The sequence below is a fragment of the Bacillus sp. X1(2014) genome (genome assembly GCF_007678255.1).
Genome location: NZ_VEED01000009.1, coordinates 208,267 through 226,807 on the forward strand (window position 1 = coordinate 208,267; position 18,541 = coordinate 226,807).

Sequence of the window (18,541 nt, forward strand, 5' to 3'; positions counted from 1 at the left end):
AGAATTAAATCTTCAACCTTTCCTTTTTACTTTCTTTTAATTGTTCATAAAAAATATGGGTGTTATGGAACCCTCTTCTTCGATTGCGATTATTCCCTCTAAAGATGTTGACCTCGATGCCAATATTCTTACAAATTTCACAACCACACTTTTTCCATGGGGTATCTTCAAGGACTCGTCGGTACAGTGCTTCATTATTAGTTTTCTTGCCCGTATTTATTATATGATCATACTCTAAAATGGTATCGAGGGTTTCTTCTAGTCCTAATTGTCCTTTATCGAACAATCTTAGTGCTTCAAGTGATTTTTGTTCTAACTTTTGGAACAACTCTAAAGAACCGATACCCTTCTCTAATAACTTCTTTATTTTTGAACTGCTTTCTGTGGCTTGTGGAACTCTTATTGCCGCATACTTATTACCCTCTAAAGTAAAATAATTGTTTTTTGCACTCATCCATGCTTGGCGGAGAAAACTAGTGGAGTCAAAAGAGGTAACTCCAAATTGATTAAATATATTAATCGATTCTAATCGTGCTGCTCCGAATAAATGAACCTCCATGTATTCAGGCAAAATTGGTGCAACATTCTTCAAAACATCATAAATGACTTCATTTGGAGAAAAAGCCAACCCACCTAGTGAAATGTGCTGATAGCCCATATCAATTAAGTTTTGGACGGATTGAACATATGTTTGAACATCCCAACCTTGGGCAATCCCGGATGGTTTAAAGCTGTAATTACCTTCTTTATGCATTGTAATGAACTGCTGAGAATTTGACTCCGTAATGTGTAATCTTCTGAGTCTTTCTTGCATCTCCGTATGTTCGGGCAGGATTAAATGGTCAATCGAAACACCAATATCAAAGCCAAGCATTTCGTAATTATCAAGGATTTCCTTCGTTTCAAAAAGTGGTTCGAATTCATTCCGGTAAGAGTAAGCACCGCAATCACCTAAGACTGGAAAGTCCTTTGGAACACGGACAAAATTATGGATACCACCAGTATCAGCGACCTTTTTGAATTTTTTATTTTTAGGCGAATCTATTTTTTTCTTCGGATCAATGTTCATCATCGATACCAGTATGCCATCATAATTAGGTTTATGATAGATTTCATGTGCATAGACATCATCCAGATATGGGTCACGATTTTCAGTATGTTGATCATGGATAAAATCAAAATTAGGATCTACGCGGTCATCGTTTTCAGGCATATAATACCGTAAAGGAAAGTTGGTATAATTTTTCGCGAAAATATCAGATTTAATGATAACTCCAATATTTTTTTCTGCACCGGAACTATCTTTCTTAGGTTTACTTTCCACCTGATCTAATGGGAACAGATCCAATTGTTCAGAATGTTCTTTTTTTACACGATATTTTGCTAAAGTTCCGATAATCTCATTCGGTTGTTCATGGAGTTTCTTAAGAAAATCTTTATCACAAACTTGCTCTTGTGCAAGTAATTTAAATAAGAAGCCTTTTAATTCAATATTACCTGCTCCAAACTCTTTTGTATCTTCCTGGGTAATTTCGATACGATGATAAGGTTCTTTATTAGGAATAACTTTTTCACTAGATTTACTAGCTAGAAAAATTAGTTTTTGACCTGGTATTGTTCTATCTAAGGGAAGTTGAATCGATTTTAGATACTTATCCCCTAGCAAAAAAAACACGAGATCATATTCTTTTATTTTTTCTGAAACCGTTTGATTTATTTTTAATTGACTTGCCCACTCATTTATTTCTTTTCCATTCATGTCATTAAAGGTAACTTCATAAGGGACTATTTCTTTGTCCTCATCGATTAAACCATAACCCGCAGACACGATACTTACATCAATTATTTCATTGCCATATTTCTCACGTAGTAGTTCTACACCTTCCATAAGCCTTTTATGCTGCTTGCCCGTATACATTTTGCCAGCAGTAGACTTATACTCTTGAAGACTTGCTTCTTTCATTTTTAAAGTTTCTATATCTTTAAAATCACTCAAAAGTAATTGATTGTCAGGTTTAAATAATTTTTCCCCAGTACATGAGGTTATAACTAATGTCTTAGCCATTGTTACCCCTCCATAAAAATAGAATCTATTTGTTTTTATAAAGAAACATAATAGGAATAAATTATATCTTATAATAGTGATGATTCCAATAGTCAATAAAATGGTAAGAACAATTCTTTTTCATAACATAAAAAGCAGATAGCTCTCATCTGTAACTCTACTCTTTCGTTTTATATAATAAAAATGTTTTTTTCCTTTTCAAATGATTTAAAAAATGTCTACAACCCAATTTTTCCCCATTCTCTAATTCCTGCAAACTTACAAAGGCAATTTTCTTTTCTTTGAATAGGTTTTGTGAGTAATGGTTTAAATTCTTCATAAATTTAGGATCTTTATTATCCATTATTCCATTTGGGAGAATTATTCTGAAATGATACTCATTTCGGTTGTGATAAGTCAAAAATCGACATAATTTCAAGTTGCCTTGATGGAGATGAAGATTTAAGAATGGTAATAGCCCCGTATTGATAATGCCCACGAAAATAATTTGTGAAATAGAACTTGATATGTGGTCAGTCATTTGTTGGATGGTACCATTTTGCCTGAACATGGTTGCCTCGATCTAGCAAGTGGATTCCAAGATAACGAATAAGTTTACATAATAATATTATTTTATTTAAAACAAAATCAGCACACCCCAAAACGGTGTCAATTAGCAATATCTGACACACCTGGATTGTCTGCCACCAAACATGTGAAAAGAGTTCTGAACATACGTACTAATGTTTATTCTTTTATCGTTAATCTTTTATCGGAAATCATTAAATTTCTAATCCTGGGTAGTGGGTAGTTTCTTATCATCATGTATTTAACGTCGTCACCAAAAGGTTGTAAAAATCTGACTCCCAGATTAACGCTTTAGGTTTAAATTGATAGAGTTCACCCCCATGCCGAAGTTTGAAATCCTTATTGATATCAAAATCATCTTATTGAAGGGTAATCATATTATTTCAGATAATACGACAAGCACGAAGTCAAGATAAGCGATATTCATACATAAAGCCCCACTGATTGCTGTGGCTAATTTATTTCTACTGACTTTCCTCCATTAGTATTTCATCTATAAATATTTTCAGTTTATAAAGAGCCATTTCCTTCGCAGCTTCCCGCGTGCTGCCGTAACAATTCCAAACCGCTCGATCTCCGTCACTTGCCATTGCAACATATCCGTCCTCTTCAGCAACCCAAACCCTTACCATTATGCGATTCTCTTTCCGGAATTGTAGCACCGATCATTACCTCGCTTTCCTATGTTAAGACTTCCATAGATTACGGGCTAGTTCCTGCAAGTAATTGCAACACCTTTGTGAAAACGGATAGTTGTTAATTATATCAAAGTTGAAGAAGTCAGCAAAAATATAATATTATTTGTGATGCTTCCCATTATAATGCCATCTTCCGTTCTCAATTTCCGGCAAAATGCTCGATATGTAATCCTTTAATACCTCCTGCAGCTCATCCTTTTCAAGCTCATCCAGCGTGAAGTAAATAATTTGTGGAGCTGCCGTATCCATCACTTGGACTTGAATTTGTGATTGACCTTTTAAATTAGTAACTTTTCTTGTAAGCATAATTTGATATGACATAGAATCACCTTTGAATCATTATATCAAACATACGTTCCAATGATTAAAAAACTTATATCGCTAAAATTGATTGACATATAATTAAAGCAATTAAAATAGTGAATGTAGGACTTACTACATACTAGGCTGTTGGAACCTTTTCACACTTTCGGTCATACAAACCCACATAAATCACTGGTTATACATAAATAGCAAGAAGCAACAGTTTCCTAAACTGTAAGACAGGATATGGAATCCCTTTTGGTAAGTATTTAATAACCATGTAAAATTAACCTTTCGGTGGTTTTACATGGTTATTTAACATTTTAATACTAAAGTAACATTATGAAGTTCTTTCAAAGTATTTAATTTAATCGTTTTAATCTGACTTTATCTCTAAATAAATTATTTGATGAAAAACTACATAAAAAGTAAAGATTCATTCCATTACGTGATCGCCCAAATAATAATTCATCCTATTTAAAAAAGGAACATTTATTAGCCTTAGAATCCTCACTAATATAAAACCCTTTTTGAGATTCAAAGTTATTCATTAATTGGCTACAGCTGTTTTTTATAATCAAATCTCTTAAATCTTTTGCTATTTGAACCCTATTGATAAAAGCACTTTTCCTCATATCTATCTCGACGATATGTCCGTAGCTTGTATACACTATAGTTTTTCGAATTCCAAGACATTGCATATTTTTTATATGTATTAGTGAAAACCAGATACAATCTCTCTTTTTTAGGGATTTTGTTGGAAGTAGATAAATACCTAGTCGTGAATTAATGGTAAGTGGATACATATACAATTGACCCAGAAGATTTTTAGAACTATTTAATGACCCACGAAGATTAGATCCTACAAGTAATAAATTTGCATCAATTACTTGGGATGGAGTCAAATCTACCAGAAAAGTTTCTTCCCCATCTATCACTCTTGTTATAAGGTTACCATTATAATCATACTCTCCTGTCAACAAGACAGTCTTTTCATTAATCAAATAATCTTCTCTTATTTTCATAAGTAACCCTCTTTCTAAGGTTAAATATTGATTTATTTCTGAAAAAGGGTATACTAACAAAGTTGGTATACCCGACAGAATTAATCCTCGGAAACTGTCTTGCCGGACTACTGACCGAGGGTTTTTCTTTTAAGTTCCTTATTTCCCATACCTCCTTTTTACAGTAACTATTATTATAGTTTATTAACTTTAAATTATCCCTGGACTCATACCTTCTAATGTATAAAACCTTAATTCGAAAGTTCCACATTATCCCACTCGACAATATTATAGGTAATTCGACACATGAAAGTAAATTGTTATTTTGGAGTCTAATTCATTTAATTCTATCCCAATTTAATGACGGATTTCTCCTTTCTATTAGAATCTTTACAACCTTTCATTATTTAAGTATAATAAATAGCTTTTAAAATATTGGATGCATTTTCAGAGTGTTTTTTTATAAAATTTTTATATTTTATTAAGATAATTTGTTTTTATAAAATTAAGATCAATATTCTATAAAAATATACTTAATTTTTAACTAAATGTTCAAAATTCAAGAATTATACATATTTAGGAATTCTCAAGATTTTGCTCGAATCACATGCTGATTTGTATGTGTACTTTTTTTGTTGCTGTGATTTTCTCTGTGATTTGTATTCATGTTCACTAGGATAGTTAGTCATGTACATATTTAACTAGTTACGGTTCTGTCCCTCCTCACAGTCATCCTCACTTCTGAAAATACCCCGCTATAGCAGGAACACTTTCGAATTCCTTCCTCATGTCCCGAAACGAAATCCCATCATTTCCTCTATCGATCTGGTAATCTAGAGAATATTCATGACAGTTCAATGGGTTTTGATTAAATGTTTTACAATAGAATTGTATGGCTTCTTGCTTGTTGGCTGCAAAGATAAAGACAAAATCCTTCTGGTTCATCTTCAGTGAGTAGATTCCCACTTTATGAAAACCTAATACATTGTTTTGAATCAATTCCTTTACTTTCTGATGGTCCGCTTGTTCTAAGTCTTTTATGGAAAAATCGTCATCCAAAGAAATTTTCTTCTCTGCAAGTAAATGGTAGATGTAATGGGCTAATGTTGATTCTTCATAACGGAAACAATCCATGTAAAGATCTTTCACACTCATGTGATTCACACCTCGTTAATATGATTTTATCAGCGAAATAGCGGTCATTCCCCAGTTGGATTCTATTCCTTCTGTTCCTCAATTCTCCCTGTATGCTGGTTGTAATTGACTGCGACGCTTCCAACTGGACCATTTCGGTTTTTCGAAACAATGATTTCAAGAGATGTATTCTGAGATTGCTTGTTATAATACACTTCACGATACAGGAACAAAATAACATCGGCGTCCTGTTCTACACTCCCCGATTCTCGGATATCAGACATCATTGGCTTTTTATCGGCTCTGGATTCTACCGAACGATTGAGCTGCGCCAAACAAATAACGGGGCAATTAAAATCCTTCGCCAGCGTTTTAAGAGATTTCGATATTTCCGTCACTTGCAGGTGGGAATTTCCACCGTAGGATTGACCACAATGGATGAGCGTTAAGTAATCGATAAAAATGATTGGTTTTTTGTACGGGAATTGATGGATCATTTTTCGTGTTTTGGCTCTCATTTCGGCTATACTTTGGCCAGATCCATCAAAAATTTGCATATGGGTTTCAGAGAGTAGACCCATCACATCAGACCAATTATTTTTTTGTTCTTGATTTAGCCTTCGTTTCGGATCCCGCATTTTACTTCGATTGAAGTTTCCTGTCGAAGCAATCAGTCGAGAGGTGATTAATCTTTCTGGCATTTCCAGAGAAAATACCAGCGGCAGATACCCAGCCCAGCCCGACATTTTGGCAAAATGAAGCATCACATCGGTTTTTCCCATCGATGGTCTAGCGGCGATAATCGTCACTTCCCCATCTTGAAACCCTCCCGTCAAATTATCGAGCTTTTGGATTCCTGTTGTTGCGGTTATCAACTCTTTTTGATCCTCCCAAGGTGCCTCAAAGATATCTGACAACGCCTGTGTTAACGACGTGTGATCCTCCACTTTTAATTGGTTAATTTTATCCAATTCAGAAATGACTTTCGCAATCTCCCAATCCTTCATGGTTGCCAAAGTTAAGATGTTCCTTTTTTCTCGCTCCTTCCACAAATCAAGGATTAGCTTCTCCGTATTGTCGAACTTCTCGAGGTCAGCATAGGCTAACAACTCGGAAAGATAGGACATTCCGCCAAAGGATTCAAGGTCAGGCATGGTGGTAAAGGTGATTAAATCAATATTCCTGCCAGCCTGGGTTAAATCCAGCATCCTCCGCATGATTTCTTTATGCCGGATACTTTCCAGCTGTTCAGGCTTAATTACCGTATCCTTGAGTAAGTACTCCGCCTTCATTAGGCTTCCTAAAAATGCTTTTTCCGCCATACTCACCAGTCTTCACCTGCCGTAAGATCGAAGTCATATCCGCTTGGAATATCTCTTCCTCGAGGAAAGAAATCCTTCGATTGCCAATTATTTTGTACAGGCTTCCGGCTCTCAATATAGGAATCAATTTCTTCTACGGACAGTAAAGATTCATTTTCCCAGTTTTTCAGAATACCAACCACATAGGTCAGTCTTCGCTTGTTATTGGCACAGGCAATATTCATCGCTTTTAAAATCACCGCTTTGGGCTGTAAAAATTTAGAATCATCTAACCAGGCTAACAGCTGCTGTTTCCCATTCATGTTACTAAAACCAAATCCATTGTTATCCCAAAACTCTACAATTTCTTTCACATCTACAAGTTTTTGATGATTATGTAAGGTATGGTCACTATCTGGATTACTCTCCATTTGGGAGTAAAGAACTTCTTGTTGTTTATCTTTTTCTTTATCTTCTTCTTTATCTTCATCTTTATCTTCTTCTTGTCCACGTATCGTATCTGGATTGGTCGACGTATCGTCAATCACATTGCATTCTGTATTTAGATCGTTATCATTCTGAACTTCGTCACTATCTTTCTTGCCGAAAGTAAACTCTTCTTTTTTACAAAAAGATTCATAAAGGCTGCGGAATTCCTGTTTTTGAATCAACTCTGAAACATACTGAATTAATGAAACATCCTTGACTGCTTTTAATTCGGAGATAATACAATCCATCATTGGTTTCCCAGCTTTATCAAAGTTATTTTCTCCCCAGTTTTTAATGGCAAGTTCTCTCGTTTCAGGATTGTAGCGAATCAGCTGGTGATGCGTGATGAATCGTTCCATTAATGAATGAACACTTTCAATGGAATAGCCCATATCAAAGGCCATCTGTTTTTTCGTAATCTGATAGATTCCAATTTGAGTAGTACGCTGATTCGTTAAAAGATATAAATAAAAGTATCTGTCCTCTGGTGTCATTTCCTCCGAAACCATTGGATCCATCCAAAAATCCATTCGCACTTTTCTAAACTTTGCCATCTTCAACCACTGCCTTTCTTCTAATAAAGTTCCTTCATATTTCATATAGAAAGAAATGAAGAAAAAGGTCATAGTATTTTCACTAGAATGTGAATTTTTTATGACACTCTTTCCATCTCCATGTCCTTTACGCGGGATTTAGGTGAAAACCCATATCCTTTGCTCTTCTACGATATCGAGTTTGGCAGGGTAATGCGAATCACCAAATTTCAAATTTGAGGGCATTTTTGATGCTTAAACGCCAAAAAACGCCTCCAAATTTGAAATTTGAACGCGTTTTTTGATGTTTTGATGATTTTTTAGCTTATTTTTTGTAAAGGCGTGTATTGTTCTTATTTCATATAAAAATAACTGTTCTTCTGTTTTTTTTAATGGCTCTGATATAATCATCCGACTTGAAATTTTAATTCACAGCTAACTTCAGTTGCAAGGTTCATAGTAAGTGTATTTTTTTATTTTTTTAAGTCATCCTATTTTTATATAGGAGGCGAAATTATGGAAAAACGTCAAGAATCTGTCATCGCCGTACGCAAGAATGGAGATGACGATATTATTGAATTAAAGTTGTCAAACGGTCGGGTTGTTGATTACAAAGAAGCACAACAAATGGCAAAGAGTGGGATGATTGTTAACGTAAATGTTTTCAAGGGTGGCGACGGCGAGGAACATCTTCGGAGCAATCCGGATGGGGATTCGACCAACAATCTTGATAACCTGCCACAGTTCTAACGGAAATATAAGTAACACAATAATCAGCATAAAAAAATGCTCAGTGTATATAAACTCTGAGCATTTTTTTATATCGGCTTATTGAACTAAAGCACCCCGTGTAGCCACCCATGCAGAAGAGCTGCACTACAAAGAATAAAAATGATTCAGAACTGTCAATACTGATACTGCCTTAATCCAGCCAAGCTATTGATATTAGTTGTTATTTTTAATTAAAATTTGGTTGTTAATATGATGTTCCATATGTTCAAGGTAGTCCTGTATAAGCCAGTCTAAAGTTTTTTGATGGTTATTCCCAATATCACAAAGATAAGATAATTTCTCGGCAGGAATTTTGATAAGTATATTTATGATTTGATAATTTAGTGTTTGAAAGAGAGTTAGTATTTCATCAAGTGGTCTTTCTTGATAATTCTGAACTACCACCCATTCTTCTTGATTATACGACTGGATAAAATAAGGTTGTTCTTCATATTGAATTTTTACAAACCTCTCAATATTATTTATTGCAGAGTCACAAAGATGTCCTAATATCTCTTTTTTAGACCATTTATTTGGTGATGGTCGATTAGATATTTCTGTTTCTGACATTGCATTGTATTCTTTTGGTAATGAGCGTATCCAGTGGTTTATTCTATTAATTACATTCTCCATCCTTTTTCTCCCATTCAAAATTTTTGTAAACAATATTCGTCTAATAACCTTAATTACCCTTTCTTCTAATAAAATTAATGGTTATAACTGCTTAAATCAACTTCTTTTCTAAATAATACTGTTTAAATCCTTTTGGGTGATCATCTACTATCCCAACTACATTAAATCCTAACTTTTGATAAAAGTTTGGTGCCTGGAAGCTAAAAGAATCTAATAGTATTAGACGGCAATTATTTTTTCTTGCCGTTTTTTCAATATGATTTATTAACTCTTTACCATAACCTCTACCTCTTAATGAAGGATCCACCCATAGATAGTCAATATATAAATGGTGCCAGAATATCCTTCCAGTAATCCCCCCAACTATTTTTTCATCATCATTTCTAAGTATATGGCTAACATTTATTGTTGTTTGTTTTACTTCATCAGGTAGCTTCGAAAGGTTATATTCAATTACTTTTTTTCTAATATAATCACTATCTTCATGTATCCATTCCTTTGAAATTTCCATAATTCTCCTCCGCATGATAATAATCAAAAATAAAACCTTTATAATATATTACCTTCTTTAACAATTAAGTTCCTTTTTTAACAAAACTGCTTCGTAGTTCAACAAGAAAAAGTTGTCTCAATGACTGTTCAGATCTTAAACACAAGCTCCTGTTAGCTTAAATACAATTCATCACACTTCTTAAGATAACCTGCACAATAGTTCAAAAAGAAAAAGGCTACCGATAAAGGCTACCGATTTTGGCAACCATTTCTTAAAGAAAGCCCCCTTTAGTCTCACAAGGGAAAAATTTTTAAATTGAAAAGGATATTTGTTAAATTATTAACTTAGAATATTCCTTAAAAGTTTCAGTTATAAAAGTTTAATTCGTTCTTCCATTTACCTGATTACATTACTTGCAAAAACAAGAATAAGAAGTGGGGCATGACATAAACTATGCTAAAAAGGAGAGTGTATATCATGGATGAAAAGGGTTTAAAACAGAACGTTAGTAATACTTTACCTACGAATAAACAAAAAACTTTAGATATAACAGCAAGTGTTGATGAGCTGAAAAAAGAGCATGAACCAGAGTATGTCTTTTTATATTGGGATGAATTGAGATAAGGATCTTAAGAAGAGAAAATGAAATGGATATTGGATAGAATAAAACCAAAATAAAGCAATTCTCTTTATTGAGAATTGCTTTCAATCCAGTAGGATATTCAAGTAATCCACCCGTTAGTTTAAATACATTCCTTCACAATCTTTATTTTTGTCGTTTAATAGTTGTATCTTACCATTCTCCATACTCTGTAATAATGAGTTTCTTGATTGTTTTATTATAAAAATCAATCTTAGGATTTAAGTCGTAATTCGTTTTTTTAAAATCAATCACATCGTCATTGGAAATACAAAATCCGGCAATATATTCATCTTTATTATCAATGATTTCAAATTCATTTTTAATTTTTAAATACAGAAAAATTAAATTGCATTACAACTTTCTAATCACTCGTTAGTTTGTATTCTTCATAAGGATTGTTTTGTTCTTCCCCTATTTTATTTCCTCCTTTAAATTAACCATCATTTTTTACATATCAATCTACTTAGAGTTTAGCATACCTGTTTATTAAGCTAAACTCACCGTTAATTCAACATGAAAAAAAGACCGCCGCAGCGACCTTCATCTTAAACTAATGCACCCGTTAGCTTAAGTATATTCCTTCACAAAAGGATTATATTCCAAAGTGTATCATGTATTTAATTTCTTCTTTAGCCTTTATTATTTTAGAAGCTAACTGATTAAGTTCAGCAGAATTTTTATATATCGTTGCAGATGTAATCACATCATAAAAAATTGATAAAGATTCAGGTGGAATAACTGTAATTCCCCAGTAAGCTAACCCGAACTTTGGACGTTCAAGCGAATGAAAGTAGGTTCTCATAATAGATAAATGCTCATTTAAGTGAATAATAATTTCATCATCAACAGAAATACAATTATATTTTTGTGGTTCATAACCAATATTTCTTTTCACATTTTCAGTATTATCAATTATTCCAAATTCATGAACAGGCATTATTATCGACCTCCTGATTCACATAGTATAATGCTTTTTTGCACTATACTGCCATTTAGTTGAAAAAGAAAAAGACCGCTGCAACGACGATCATCTTGTCCTAGTTAAACTGTGGAACTACCTTAAATAAGGAGAAATGAAATCTTCAACATATAATCCAGACTTTTCGACCTTTTGACGTGCGTTAGGACAATCGTTTATCGCCCCAATAAACATATAATATTCGTATCCGAAATGAACAAAAAACTTGTTTTTGTAACTTAATTTACACCAAACAACATTCCGTAATGTTAACTTTGCTAACTCTTTGATCTCTTGCATAGATATGCTTTTGCCCACCCACATTTTTGATAAAAAGGGAGAAGCATTTTGATTTTCAACCTCGTCAGACCATATCTCCAAAGCATTTATATATAGTTTTTTTAAACCCATCTCATCCATAAAAGTAGTAATGGCGTTTATGTAGTTTGATTCTGTTCTCAAATAATCTTCTTCATTTACTTCAGTTCCTACCTCTGAAAAAAAAGTCCATTCCTTGTCGTCAAGATAATTACCTTTTTCATCTCTGTTTTTTGGGTTATATTTTGTTATTCTCCAAGAAAACAATTGGTTACACACCTTCTTTTTTATTTTTATTATAAGGGTATTGTGTAGATTTGGGATAATTTCTAATTACACTCTACTGCTCAGTTAGTCGAGTAAGAAAAATAACCGTCACAGTGATCATTATGATTAACCTAAATTTAAATTATTTTTTTTGATAATAACCATTGTTTAAACCGTTGTACCCCAATATTGTAATCAATCTCTTTATTGTCGATAGAAAATATTCTTGTTCCAAATTGATCTAATGTTAATTCATCTTTAGGGATAATATTTTTAAACCCATACCATTTAAAATCAAAGAATATATCCCATACATCCTCAAATTGTCTTTTAAAGGCTATCGCCTCATAATCGCAGTTATCTTCGTAGTAACCTAAATGCAGATGATATTTATCATCATACGAAATATCCATTCAGCACCTCTTTTTCATTATATAAAATTATCAATTAGGCAGTTGGAAATCAAATTCCCTTCTTCAAGTAACCTGCCCCGTTAGTGGAACAAAAAAAAGAGCCGCCGCAGCAACCCGTTGTTAAAAATAAGCACCCTCAAGTTGGAGTACATAAACTTGTAATCATTTTCTTTTTTTCTTTAAATACAATAATTCAAAGATGAAAGCAAATAGACTTAGTACCATTACTAAATCAATTATATTTTGAACTAAGATCGAATCAATTTTTAGGATACGAGTGATAATATCCGAAAATAAAACAATAAAGAAAATTGACCACAATATTTTTTGCTTTTTAGAAAGATTAGAAACAGGCTCAAAAAAAGTCGTTAATTTCATAAAAAAATCTCCTATTTACCTTTTATTCATCTATTTCAATTATATCAACAAAAAGTGAAAATCCACATTTTTATTACATGCAACCCTTTTCCTTCTTCAACTAAACTGCTCCTTTAGTACAATAACAAATAGGTTCATCGTAACCATCTTTCAAAGCGAGGGATGAGAATATCTATAACACGCATGTCATACATTTAGATGGGAAAGGGGTTGAAAAGCGAAATGATTGCCGCATGGATTTCCGCTGTGATTGGCGGAATTTATTCAGGAATTTACTATGGTCAGGCTCCAAGTGCAACGGATGTATTCACCGGTTTTATCGCCGGCATTCTTATTGACTTTTATATCCTTTATCGACAGAAAAACGGGTCAGAAGGCTGATCCGTTTTAGTTTTTTTATTAAAAACATTCATATGGGGCTGGGCTGAATCGTTGATGCAGGAAATCTCCAATGGACTAGACATTCCTGAACATTGTAGACAATTAATAGAGCCATTACACAAGCAACGGATTTAGTAATAATTTCCGGATTTTTATTGAACTAAAGCGAAATAACATATGAAAATGGTCAGGAACTGATATAACAAAGTTTAATATATCAATTCCACCCTAATAAAATTTCTCCACTAAATTTTATTTCAATTACAAACTTTTTATCAATACAATATAACATTTGTTCATCATATTTTAAGTCATTAAAACTCTTAATTATATTATTAATGGGAGTTACTAAAACTGGTGAAGTACCTGGATAAATTGATCCTTTTTTTAAACTATATACCTTAGCGTCATCATATCTTTTTTCACTAATAAATTTTTGTATTTGGCGAGAGCTAGTAATTTCAACTTTATTTTCCATTAATCCCCAATCAATGCCACCAATACCATATGATACAAAAGGATAATCATCCTGTATTTTATCATAAATTATTTTACTTTCTTCTTCAGATAAGATTTCTACTAAATTTATATCACGATAATACTCTTTAAATTCTAATGCTACTGATGTATATAACCCTTCTAAACGTTTTTTCTCTTTTTGTTGTACAAGTTCTTTCAATCTTTGTTTTCTTTTTTCTCTTTCTTCACTATCCAAATAAATCACCTTTTTTAATAAAAACTTTACTTAATTATACCATTTAGAAAATATTTCTTATTCAACTAAACTGCATCCGTTAGCACAAGAAGAAAGCTACCAAAAATGACAGCCTAGATCTTCAACTCTAGCACCCGATAGTTCAATAAGCAGATTGTCTTCTATTGCTTATGATCCTTGTAGAGTTCACTCCTATTTTTGTTCATTTTTCTGCTCTTCTCTAAATTTATTTAAACATTTTTTACATATACAATGTTTTCTTTTACTTTCCGAAGGAACCAATTCAAAGATTTCATTTGGAAATTTTTCTAGGTTACACCAGCAGTTACCGTGTTCTCCAGCACCTATCATACACCCGTTTTCTTCTTCACATATAGGACAATATTTATTAGCCAATGGCAACCCCTCCTTAATCCTTTATAATTTCAGTCAAATAAAAGTTGAATAACCTACTTTTCTAATCTAACAAGATATTTTTCATAAATCTTAATTTCAGCAAGATTATAATCCTCTAATTGTATGGTCAAGCTACCTAGTTTTGGTTCGAGTTCCTCACCAAGCCAACAGGGATAAATTTCACAAAACTCACCAGGATTAAGATGTTCTTTTAGAAAGTTACATAAAGCAATAAAATCCTTTTGCGATTTTTTATAATTACATGGATTTTTCTTTTTTTGATATACATTTAAATTATATAGAGGATTGGGTATTTCAATTTCATAGACATTTTTAGTTGAGAAATGCTTTTCCTTAACATTCTTTCCGTTTTCTTCTTCTGAAAAGATATATCCTATATCAATAGAGTTATATGTTGTCAATTCGTCAGTGATTTCCATATTAAAATTGCATCCTAGATACGTCGCTAAACTCATTAAAACTCCTCCTAAGAAAGGTGTTTACTCCTTTTAAGGTTATCATATTATCTATTGTATTATAGGAAAAAGGGAGCAAATTTCTTTACAATAACAACTCAGTCAAAAACACTTTATCTGTATGAATATCGAACAAGAAAAGGACTGCCGAAGCAGCCCCTATTCTTCAGCATAAGCACCCTTTAGTTGAACAAGAACATTCTTTAATTAATCTTTGTGGTATATAATGAAATTAACAAAGAAAATAAAATCGAAGGCAGGGAAATGAATGGAAAAGATTTGGCACACAGAACAAAATGAGCGAGTTGCTAAAATCCATAAAAAAACCAATAATTGGCATAGTCAGCATAATAAAAGGGTTTCAGAGTTTCATAAAAATCACGCCTCTAAAATAGAAGCTGGTGATAATGGAAACGGCTTGTTTGCACGATGGGAAAGGTTTGTCTACAACCAAGGTAAAGCTTTATTCAAGGCAGCTAAATAACCCTTTTTTGAAATTGGCTGTTCCTGTCGGGACAGTTTTTTTGTTAATTTATTGGAATAAATTATACAATTAAAACGTATTTATTGTTTCTCTTCTTCAAGTAACCTACCACGTTAGTCGAAAAAGAAAAATGCTACTTTTTTAGCAGCCAGATCTTTAAGGAAAGCACAAAGACTATACTGCAAGGGAAAATAGTGGATATTGTTTGAACCTCTCTAGCATAGGTGACGCCTGTTCTATTAATAGGAGTCCAGATTATATTCAAAGATTTTCTAAAAGGACCATTCCCTCTGAGTTCTCTTTAACGAATAATATAAGATTCTTTTCTCCACAAATAGTTCCAATGATTGTATCTCTGTATACCCTCTTAAACTCATTGCCTATTCTTCGCGCGCGCCCTTTCTCCATTTTTATTTCAATCATTTTCACTCCACACGTAGGGTATAACCAGTCCTCAATGAGTGAACAATCCTTTCTTTCTATCTGATCAAGGAGTTGGCTTTTTTCTTTTTGTATGTTAGTTTCATAGGATTCCAATAAATCACACCTCTATTCAATCAAATATGCACACCAGCTCTTTTCCCTCAACTGTCGTACGAACTCTGTCCAAGCCCTAAAAAGGTTCACTCTATGTTCAGAGCCGTTTTTATATATTTTGTCTATAACTCTACTTTTGTTATTATTCCCATAGCTTGTTCATACTCTTGCTTTACATCCTCGGGTTGCCCGGCACTAAACGCGTAATAATCTCTTTTCGAGAAATCTGTTCCAATAGTTAGCCTTAATTCATGCAGTTTTTTTCGACGCCAATCCTCAAATGGCAATCCTTTTTCCAACACAGAACGTCTATCTTCTGGCCATGGGACTAGTTTGGCTTTTTCTGGATCTCTAATAACACCTGATGGATCAAGCCCTTTCTCCAACTGCTTCTAAGTTCGCCTTTAAGCCCTTTCTAAGTGCGACGATTCCTACGTCTGAAGCCCCGAGATGTTCATTGTTTCTGTCTGTAATAGTTCCTTGCCCTACCCATCCAACAATGTCCTGATTGAGCACGGAGTGAAAACGGGGTCAGACCCTCAGTGCGCTAACACGTTAGCAAGTTGGGGGTCTGACCCCGTCAGGAAAAAAACGACTCCAAATTTGAAGGCGTTTATTGATGTTTTGGTGATTTTTCTGCTTATTTTTTGTAAAAGTCTGTATCGTCCAAAATTAATTTTCCAAGCTAATTTTTGCTTAGGTTAGCCTTCAAGTATGATAGAATGATGGTAAAAAAGTTAGGTAGGTGAGGTAAGGTGATAAATTCCCCTTATTTAAGAAGTGTAGTTTTAAAGCGAGAGGATGTACCTGCATTTACCAAATATCCATTTAATCTTCCTAGTATAAAATCATTAGATCATCTTCCCTTTCATCCCAAGGTTACCTACCTGATTGGTGAGAACGGAATGGGGAAATCTACTTTATTGGAGGCGATCGCCGTTTCATTAGGGTTTAATCCCGAGGGTGGATCCTTTAATTTCAACTTTTCTACGTTTGATTCCCACTCTGAATTAACAGACTATCTCAAATTGATCAAGGGGATTGATAAGCCAAGAGACGGTTTCTTCTTACGTGCGGAAAGCTTTTATAATGTGGCTTCGAATATTGAAGAATTGGATCAGTGTGGTGGAGGTCCGAAGATTATCAACTCTTTTGGCGGACAATCCCTTCATGAACAATCGCATGGGGAGGCCTTCTTCTCTACCTTTGTTCATCGTTTTGGAGGGAATGGTATCTATATCCTTGATGAACCTGAAGCTGCCCTTTCTCCCTTACGGCAAATGTCAATGGTTACTAGAATCCATGACTTAGTGAATCAACACTCCCAACTCATTATTGCAACCCATTCACCAATCATAATGTCGTACCCAAACTCACTCATATATGAACTGAGCGAAGATGGCATTCAAGAGAAAAAACTTGAGGAAACCAATCATTTTCAGATCATGAAACAGTTTTTAAATGATCCTAAAAGGATGCTTCATCTTCTTCTGGAATCATAAGTAGCGTCTTAAGAAACAAAGGAAAAGGAAGCACGCGTTCCATTAACGGGTTCCGTTTCCTATCGCAAAACGTGAATTTACAGCTAAATATGTAAAGTAAAATGCCTATCTATTTGCACTGTATTTGCGGTGCTTTTTGTTTCCAAAAAAATAGCCAAGTTTCTTATGAACTAAGGCTACACACCGTATTAATTTCGAAGGGATAATGAACTAAAGCCCCAAAATTCATAAAGAACCCTCTTTGGATCAACAATAATACAACTAATTCCTACATATTCTGTGTCATAACTTATTTTCTCCATAGATTATAAAAAGGTTTGTAATAAGAATAAACTGCGAAGCAGTAAACGTTCTCAAACTCTTGCACCCGATAGCTGAATATGGTGGAAACCGATTTTGGGGAATAAAAATCACCTAATCTCCAAAAGCGTATATGTGTTTCTTTTGTTTTATTGCATCTTCACATAGTTCTTTAAATTCTTGTGCAAAAGCCCTTATTTCTTGTTCCTTCTCACCAGTCAAATTGTAAATATTAATTAAGGCTTCACATATTACTATTAAATCTGGAATCTTATCTCTATATACTATTGTTTGACGATATGGGTCAAGATTCAAAAGAAGATTAAAGTCATTACCATTGCCCTTTTCCTTTTTAATTAAGTACGCGTGTATTCTCTCGTTAAAATGTACATATCTTTCTGCCTTTGATGCTTCTTTATCGGTTACTCCAATTGAAAAATCTATTCCACACATAGCTATCACATCCTAAAACCTAATAACAGTAATTATTATTATTTTTATCATTTCTTCTTCAACTCCCTCAGTTTAATACGATTTTCTCCCGAATACTCGCTTATTCGCAGGATTTCATAACCTTTGATATAGGAATAACAATTGAATGCAATGAGATTAGATTATTATGGCTTTCGTGTAGGCATAGTTAAATAGAGGAGTAAAGTACAACTCCACAATTCACCATATAATGTACATGCTCCACGCCGCCCCTGGAGGCTTTCCCTCCCATGTCTCAACGGGTCATTTGCCCTATCATTCCTTCGTCATGCCTATCCAAGGGGTGGAGG

General features: G+C 33.7%; 25 protein-coding genes. 5 read left to right on the forward strand and 20 right to left on the reverse strand.

Translation table 11 applies throughout. The features are described from left to right. Positions 1-4: 4 nt before the first annotated feature. The 8 genes from dpdA to FS608_RS17855 all read right to left on the reverse strand — a co-directional run bounded on the left by dpdA (position 5) and on the right by FS608_RS17855 (position 8,115). Positions 5-2,065: a tRNA-guanine transglycosylase DpdA gene (gene dpdA / locus FS608_RS17825; RefSeq protein ID WP_144553436.1), complete on the reverse strand. Its 2,061-nt coding sequence runs from the start codon at positions 2,063-2,065 to the stop codon at positions 5-7. Positions 2,066-2,222: 157 nt separating this feature from the next. Then, complete coding sequence (locus tag FS608_RS30855) at positions 2,223-2,408, reverse strand: hypothetical protein (protein ID WP_144553438.1); 186 nt, start codon at positions 2,406-2,408, stop codon at positions 2,223-2,225. A gap of 688 nt (positions 2,409-3,096) precedes the next feature. Continuing rightward, entirely contained in the window at positions 3,097-3,264 is a 168-nt protein-coding gene (locus FS608_RS30395) for a hypothetical protein (RefSeq protein ID WP_186328791.1), read from the reverse strand. 165 nt (positions 3,265-3,429) lie between these two features. Further along, positions 3,430-3,651, reverse strand: coding sequence for a hypothetical protein (locus FS608_RS17835; RefSeq protein WP_186328792.1), 222 nt, complete (start codon positions 3,649-3,651; stop codon positions 3,430-3,432). Positions 3,652-4,106: 455 nt separating this feature from the next. Then, positions 4,107-4,658: a competence protein ComK gene (locus tag FS608_RS17840; protein WP_144553442.1), complete on the reverse strand. Its 552-nt coding sequence runs from the start codon at positions 4,656-4,658 to the stop codon at positions 4,107-4,109. A 714-nt stretch (positions 4,659-5,372) separates the two neighbouring features. Then, positions 5,373-5,792, reverse strand: coding sequence for a hypothetical protein (locus tag FS608_RS17845; protein WP_144553444.1), 420 nt, complete (start codon positions 5,790-5,792; stop codon positions 5,373-5,375). Positions 5,793-5,854: 62 nt separating this feature from the next. Beyond that, a complete protein-coding gene (locus FS608_RS17850; protein WP_260871732.1) occupies positions 5,855-7,093 on the reverse strand; it encodes a replicative DNA helicase in 1,239 nt (412 codons plus the stop codon). A 2-nt stretch (positions 7,094-7,095) separates the two neighbouring features. After that, a complete protein-coding gene (locus tag FS608_RS17855; protein ID WP_144553512.1) occupies positions 7,096-8,115 on the reverse strand; it encodes a DnaD domain protein in 1,020 nt (339 codons plus the stop codon). A 495-nt stretch (positions 8,116-8,610) separates the two neighbouring features. On the opposite strand from FS608_RS17855, the gene FS608_RS17860 reads away from it, so the two are divergent. Next, entirely contained in the window at positions 8,611-8,844 is a 234-nt protein-coding gene (locus tag FS608_RS17860) for a DUF3892 domain-containing protein (protein WP_144553448.1), read from the forward strand. Between the two features lie 195 nt (positions 8,845-9,039). Here the strand turns inward: FS608_RS17860 and FS608_RS17865 are convergent, their stop codons facing one another. Both FS608_RS17865 and FS608_RS17870 read right to left on the reverse strand, forming a co-directional pair. Next, positions 9,040-9,498 (reverse strand): DinB family protein, encoded by a 459-nt coding sequence (locus FS608_RS17865; protein WP_144553450.1) that lies wholly within the window; start codon positions 9,496-9,498, stop codon positions 9,040-9,042. Positions 9,499-9,589: 91 nt separating this feature from the next. Continuing rightward, positions 9,590-10,009 carry a GNAT family N-acetyltransferase gene (locus FS608_RS17870; RefSeq protein WP_144553453.1) on the reverse strand — a complete coding sequence of 140 codons (420 nt, stop codon included), beginning with the start codon at positions 10,007-10,009 and terminating at the stop codon, positions 9,590-9,592. Between the two features lie 459 nt (positions 10,010-10,468). Here FS608_RS17870 and FS608_RS30400 point away from each other — a divergent pair, with 459 nt between their 5' ends. After that, the gene (locus tag FS608_RS30400; protein WP_186328793.1) at positions 10,469-10,615 is read left to right on the forward strand and encodes a hypothetical protein; all 147 of its coding nucleotides are present in this window, start codon (positions 10,469-10,471) and stop codon (positions 10,613-10,615) included. Between the two features lie 611 nt (positions 10,616-11,226). On the opposite strand, the gene FS608_RS17875 is transcribed toward FS608_RS30400, so the two are convergent. The 4 genes from FS608_RS17875 to FS608_RS17890 all read right to left on the reverse strand — a co-directional run bounded on the left by FS608_RS17875 (position 11,227) and on the right by FS608_RS17890 (position 12,968). After that, on the reverse strand, positions 11,227-11,571 hold the full coding sequence (locus FS608_RS17875) for a short-chain dehydrogenase (protein ID WP_186328794.1): 345 nt from the start codon (positions 11,569-11,571) through the stop codon (positions 11,227-11,229). Positions 11,572-11,688: 117 nt separating this feature from the next. Beyond that, the gene (locus tag FS608_RS17880) at positions 11,689-12,177 is read right to left on the reverse strand and encodes a hypothetical protein (protein WP_144553457.1); all 489 of its coding nucleotides are present in this window, start codon (positions 12,175-12,177) and stop codon (positions 11,689-11,691) included. A gap of 137 nt (positions 12,178-12,314) precedes the next feature. Continuing rightward, on the reverse strand, positions 12,315-12,590 hold the full coding sequence (locus FS608_RS17885; RefSeq protein ID WP_144553459.1) for a DUF3986 family protein: 276 nt from the start codon (positions 12,588-12,590) through the stop codon (positions 12,315-12,317). A gap of 162 nt (positions 12,591-12,752) precedes the next feature. Beyond that, the gene (locus FS608_RS17890; protein WP_144553461.1) at positions 12,753-12,968 is read right to left on the reverse strand and encodes a hypothetical protein; all 216 of its coding nucleotides are present in this window, start codon (positions 12,966-12,968) and stop codon (positions 12,753-12,755) included. A gap of 222 nt (positions 12,969-13,190) precedes the next feature. Here FS608_RS17890 and FS608_RS30405 point away from each other — a divergent pair, with 222 nt between their 5' ends. Next, on the forward strand, positions 13,191-13,349 hold the full coding sequence (locus FS608_RS30405; protein WP_186328795.1) for a hypothetical protein: 159 nt from the start codon (positions 13,191-13,193) through the stop codon (positions 13,347-13,349). A 217-nt stretch (positions 13,350-13,566) separates the two neighbouring features. Here FS608_RS30405 and FS608_RS17895 read toward each other — a convergent pair whose 3' ends face one another. The 3 genes from FS608_RS17895 to FS608_RS17905 all read right to left on the reverse strand — a co-directional run bounded on the left by FS608_RS17895 (position 13,567) and on the right by FS608_RS17905 (position 14,936). After that, positions 13,567-14,064 carry a CDI toxin immunity protein gene (locus FS608_RS17895; RefSeq protein WP_144553463.1) on the reverse strand — a complete coding sequence of 166 codons (498 nt, stop codon included), beginning with the start codon at positions 14,062-14,064 and terminating at the stop codon, positions 13,567-13,569. A gap of 192 nt (positions 14,065-14,256) precedes the next feature. Then, positions 14,257-14,460: a cysteine-rich CWC family protein gene (locus tag FS608_RS17900; RefSeq protein ID WP_144553465.1), complete on the reverse strand. Its 204-nt coding sequence runs from the start codon at positions 14,458-14,460 to the stop codon at positions 14,257-14,259. Positions 14,461-14,513: 53 nt separating this feature from the next. Further along, a complete protein-coding gene (locus FS608_RS17905; RefSeq protein ID WP_144553467.1) occupies positions 14,514-14,936 on the reverse strand; it encodes a hypothetical protein in 423 nt (140 codons plus the stop codon). Positions 14,937-15,204: 268 nt separating this feature from the next. On the opposite strand from FS608_RS17905, the gene FS608_RS17910 reads away from it, so the two are divergent. Beyond that, positions 15,205-15,420 (forward strand): hypothetical protein, encoded by a 216-nt coding sequence (locus FS608_RS17910; protein ID WP_144553469.1) that lies wholly within the window; start codon positions 15,205-15,207, stop codon positions 15,418-15,420. A 659-nt stretch (positions 15,421-16,079) separates the two neighbouring features. Here FS608_RS17910 and FS608_RS17915 read toward each other — a convergent pair. Then, complete coding sequence (locus tag FS608_RS17915; RefSeq protein ID WP_144553471.1) at positions 16,080-16,343, reverse strand: hypothetical protein; 264 nt, start codon at positions 16,341-16,343, stop codon at positions 16,080-16,082. Beyond that, complete coding sequence (locus FS608_RS30860; protein ID WP_222127375.1) at positions 16,327-16,473, reverse strand: hypothetical protein; 147 nt, start codon at positions 16,471-16,473, stop codon at positions 16,327-16,329. The genes FS608_RS17915 and FS608_RS30860 overlap by 17 nt, the downstream gene beginning before the upstream one ends. Positions 16,474-16,712: 239 nt before the next feature. Here FS608_RS30860 and FS608_RS17920 point away from each other — a divergent pair, with 239 nt between their 5' ends. After that, positions 16,713-17,459 (forward strand): AAA family ATPase, encoded by a 747-nt coding sequence (locus tag FS608_RS17920; RefSeq protein WP_144553473.1) that lies wholly within the window; start codon positions 16,713-16,715, stop codon positions 17,457-17,459. Between the two features lie 414 nt (positions 17,460-17,873). Here FS608_RS17920 and FS608_RS17925 read toward each other — a convergent pair whose 3' ends face one another. Further along, positions 17,874-18,212: a hypothetical protein gene (locus tag FS608_RS17925; protein WP_144553475.1), complete on the reverse strand. Its 339-nt coding sequence runs from the start codon at positions 18,210-18,212 to the stop codon at positions 17,874-17,876. Between the last annotated feature and the right edge of the window lie 329 nt (positions 18,213-18,541).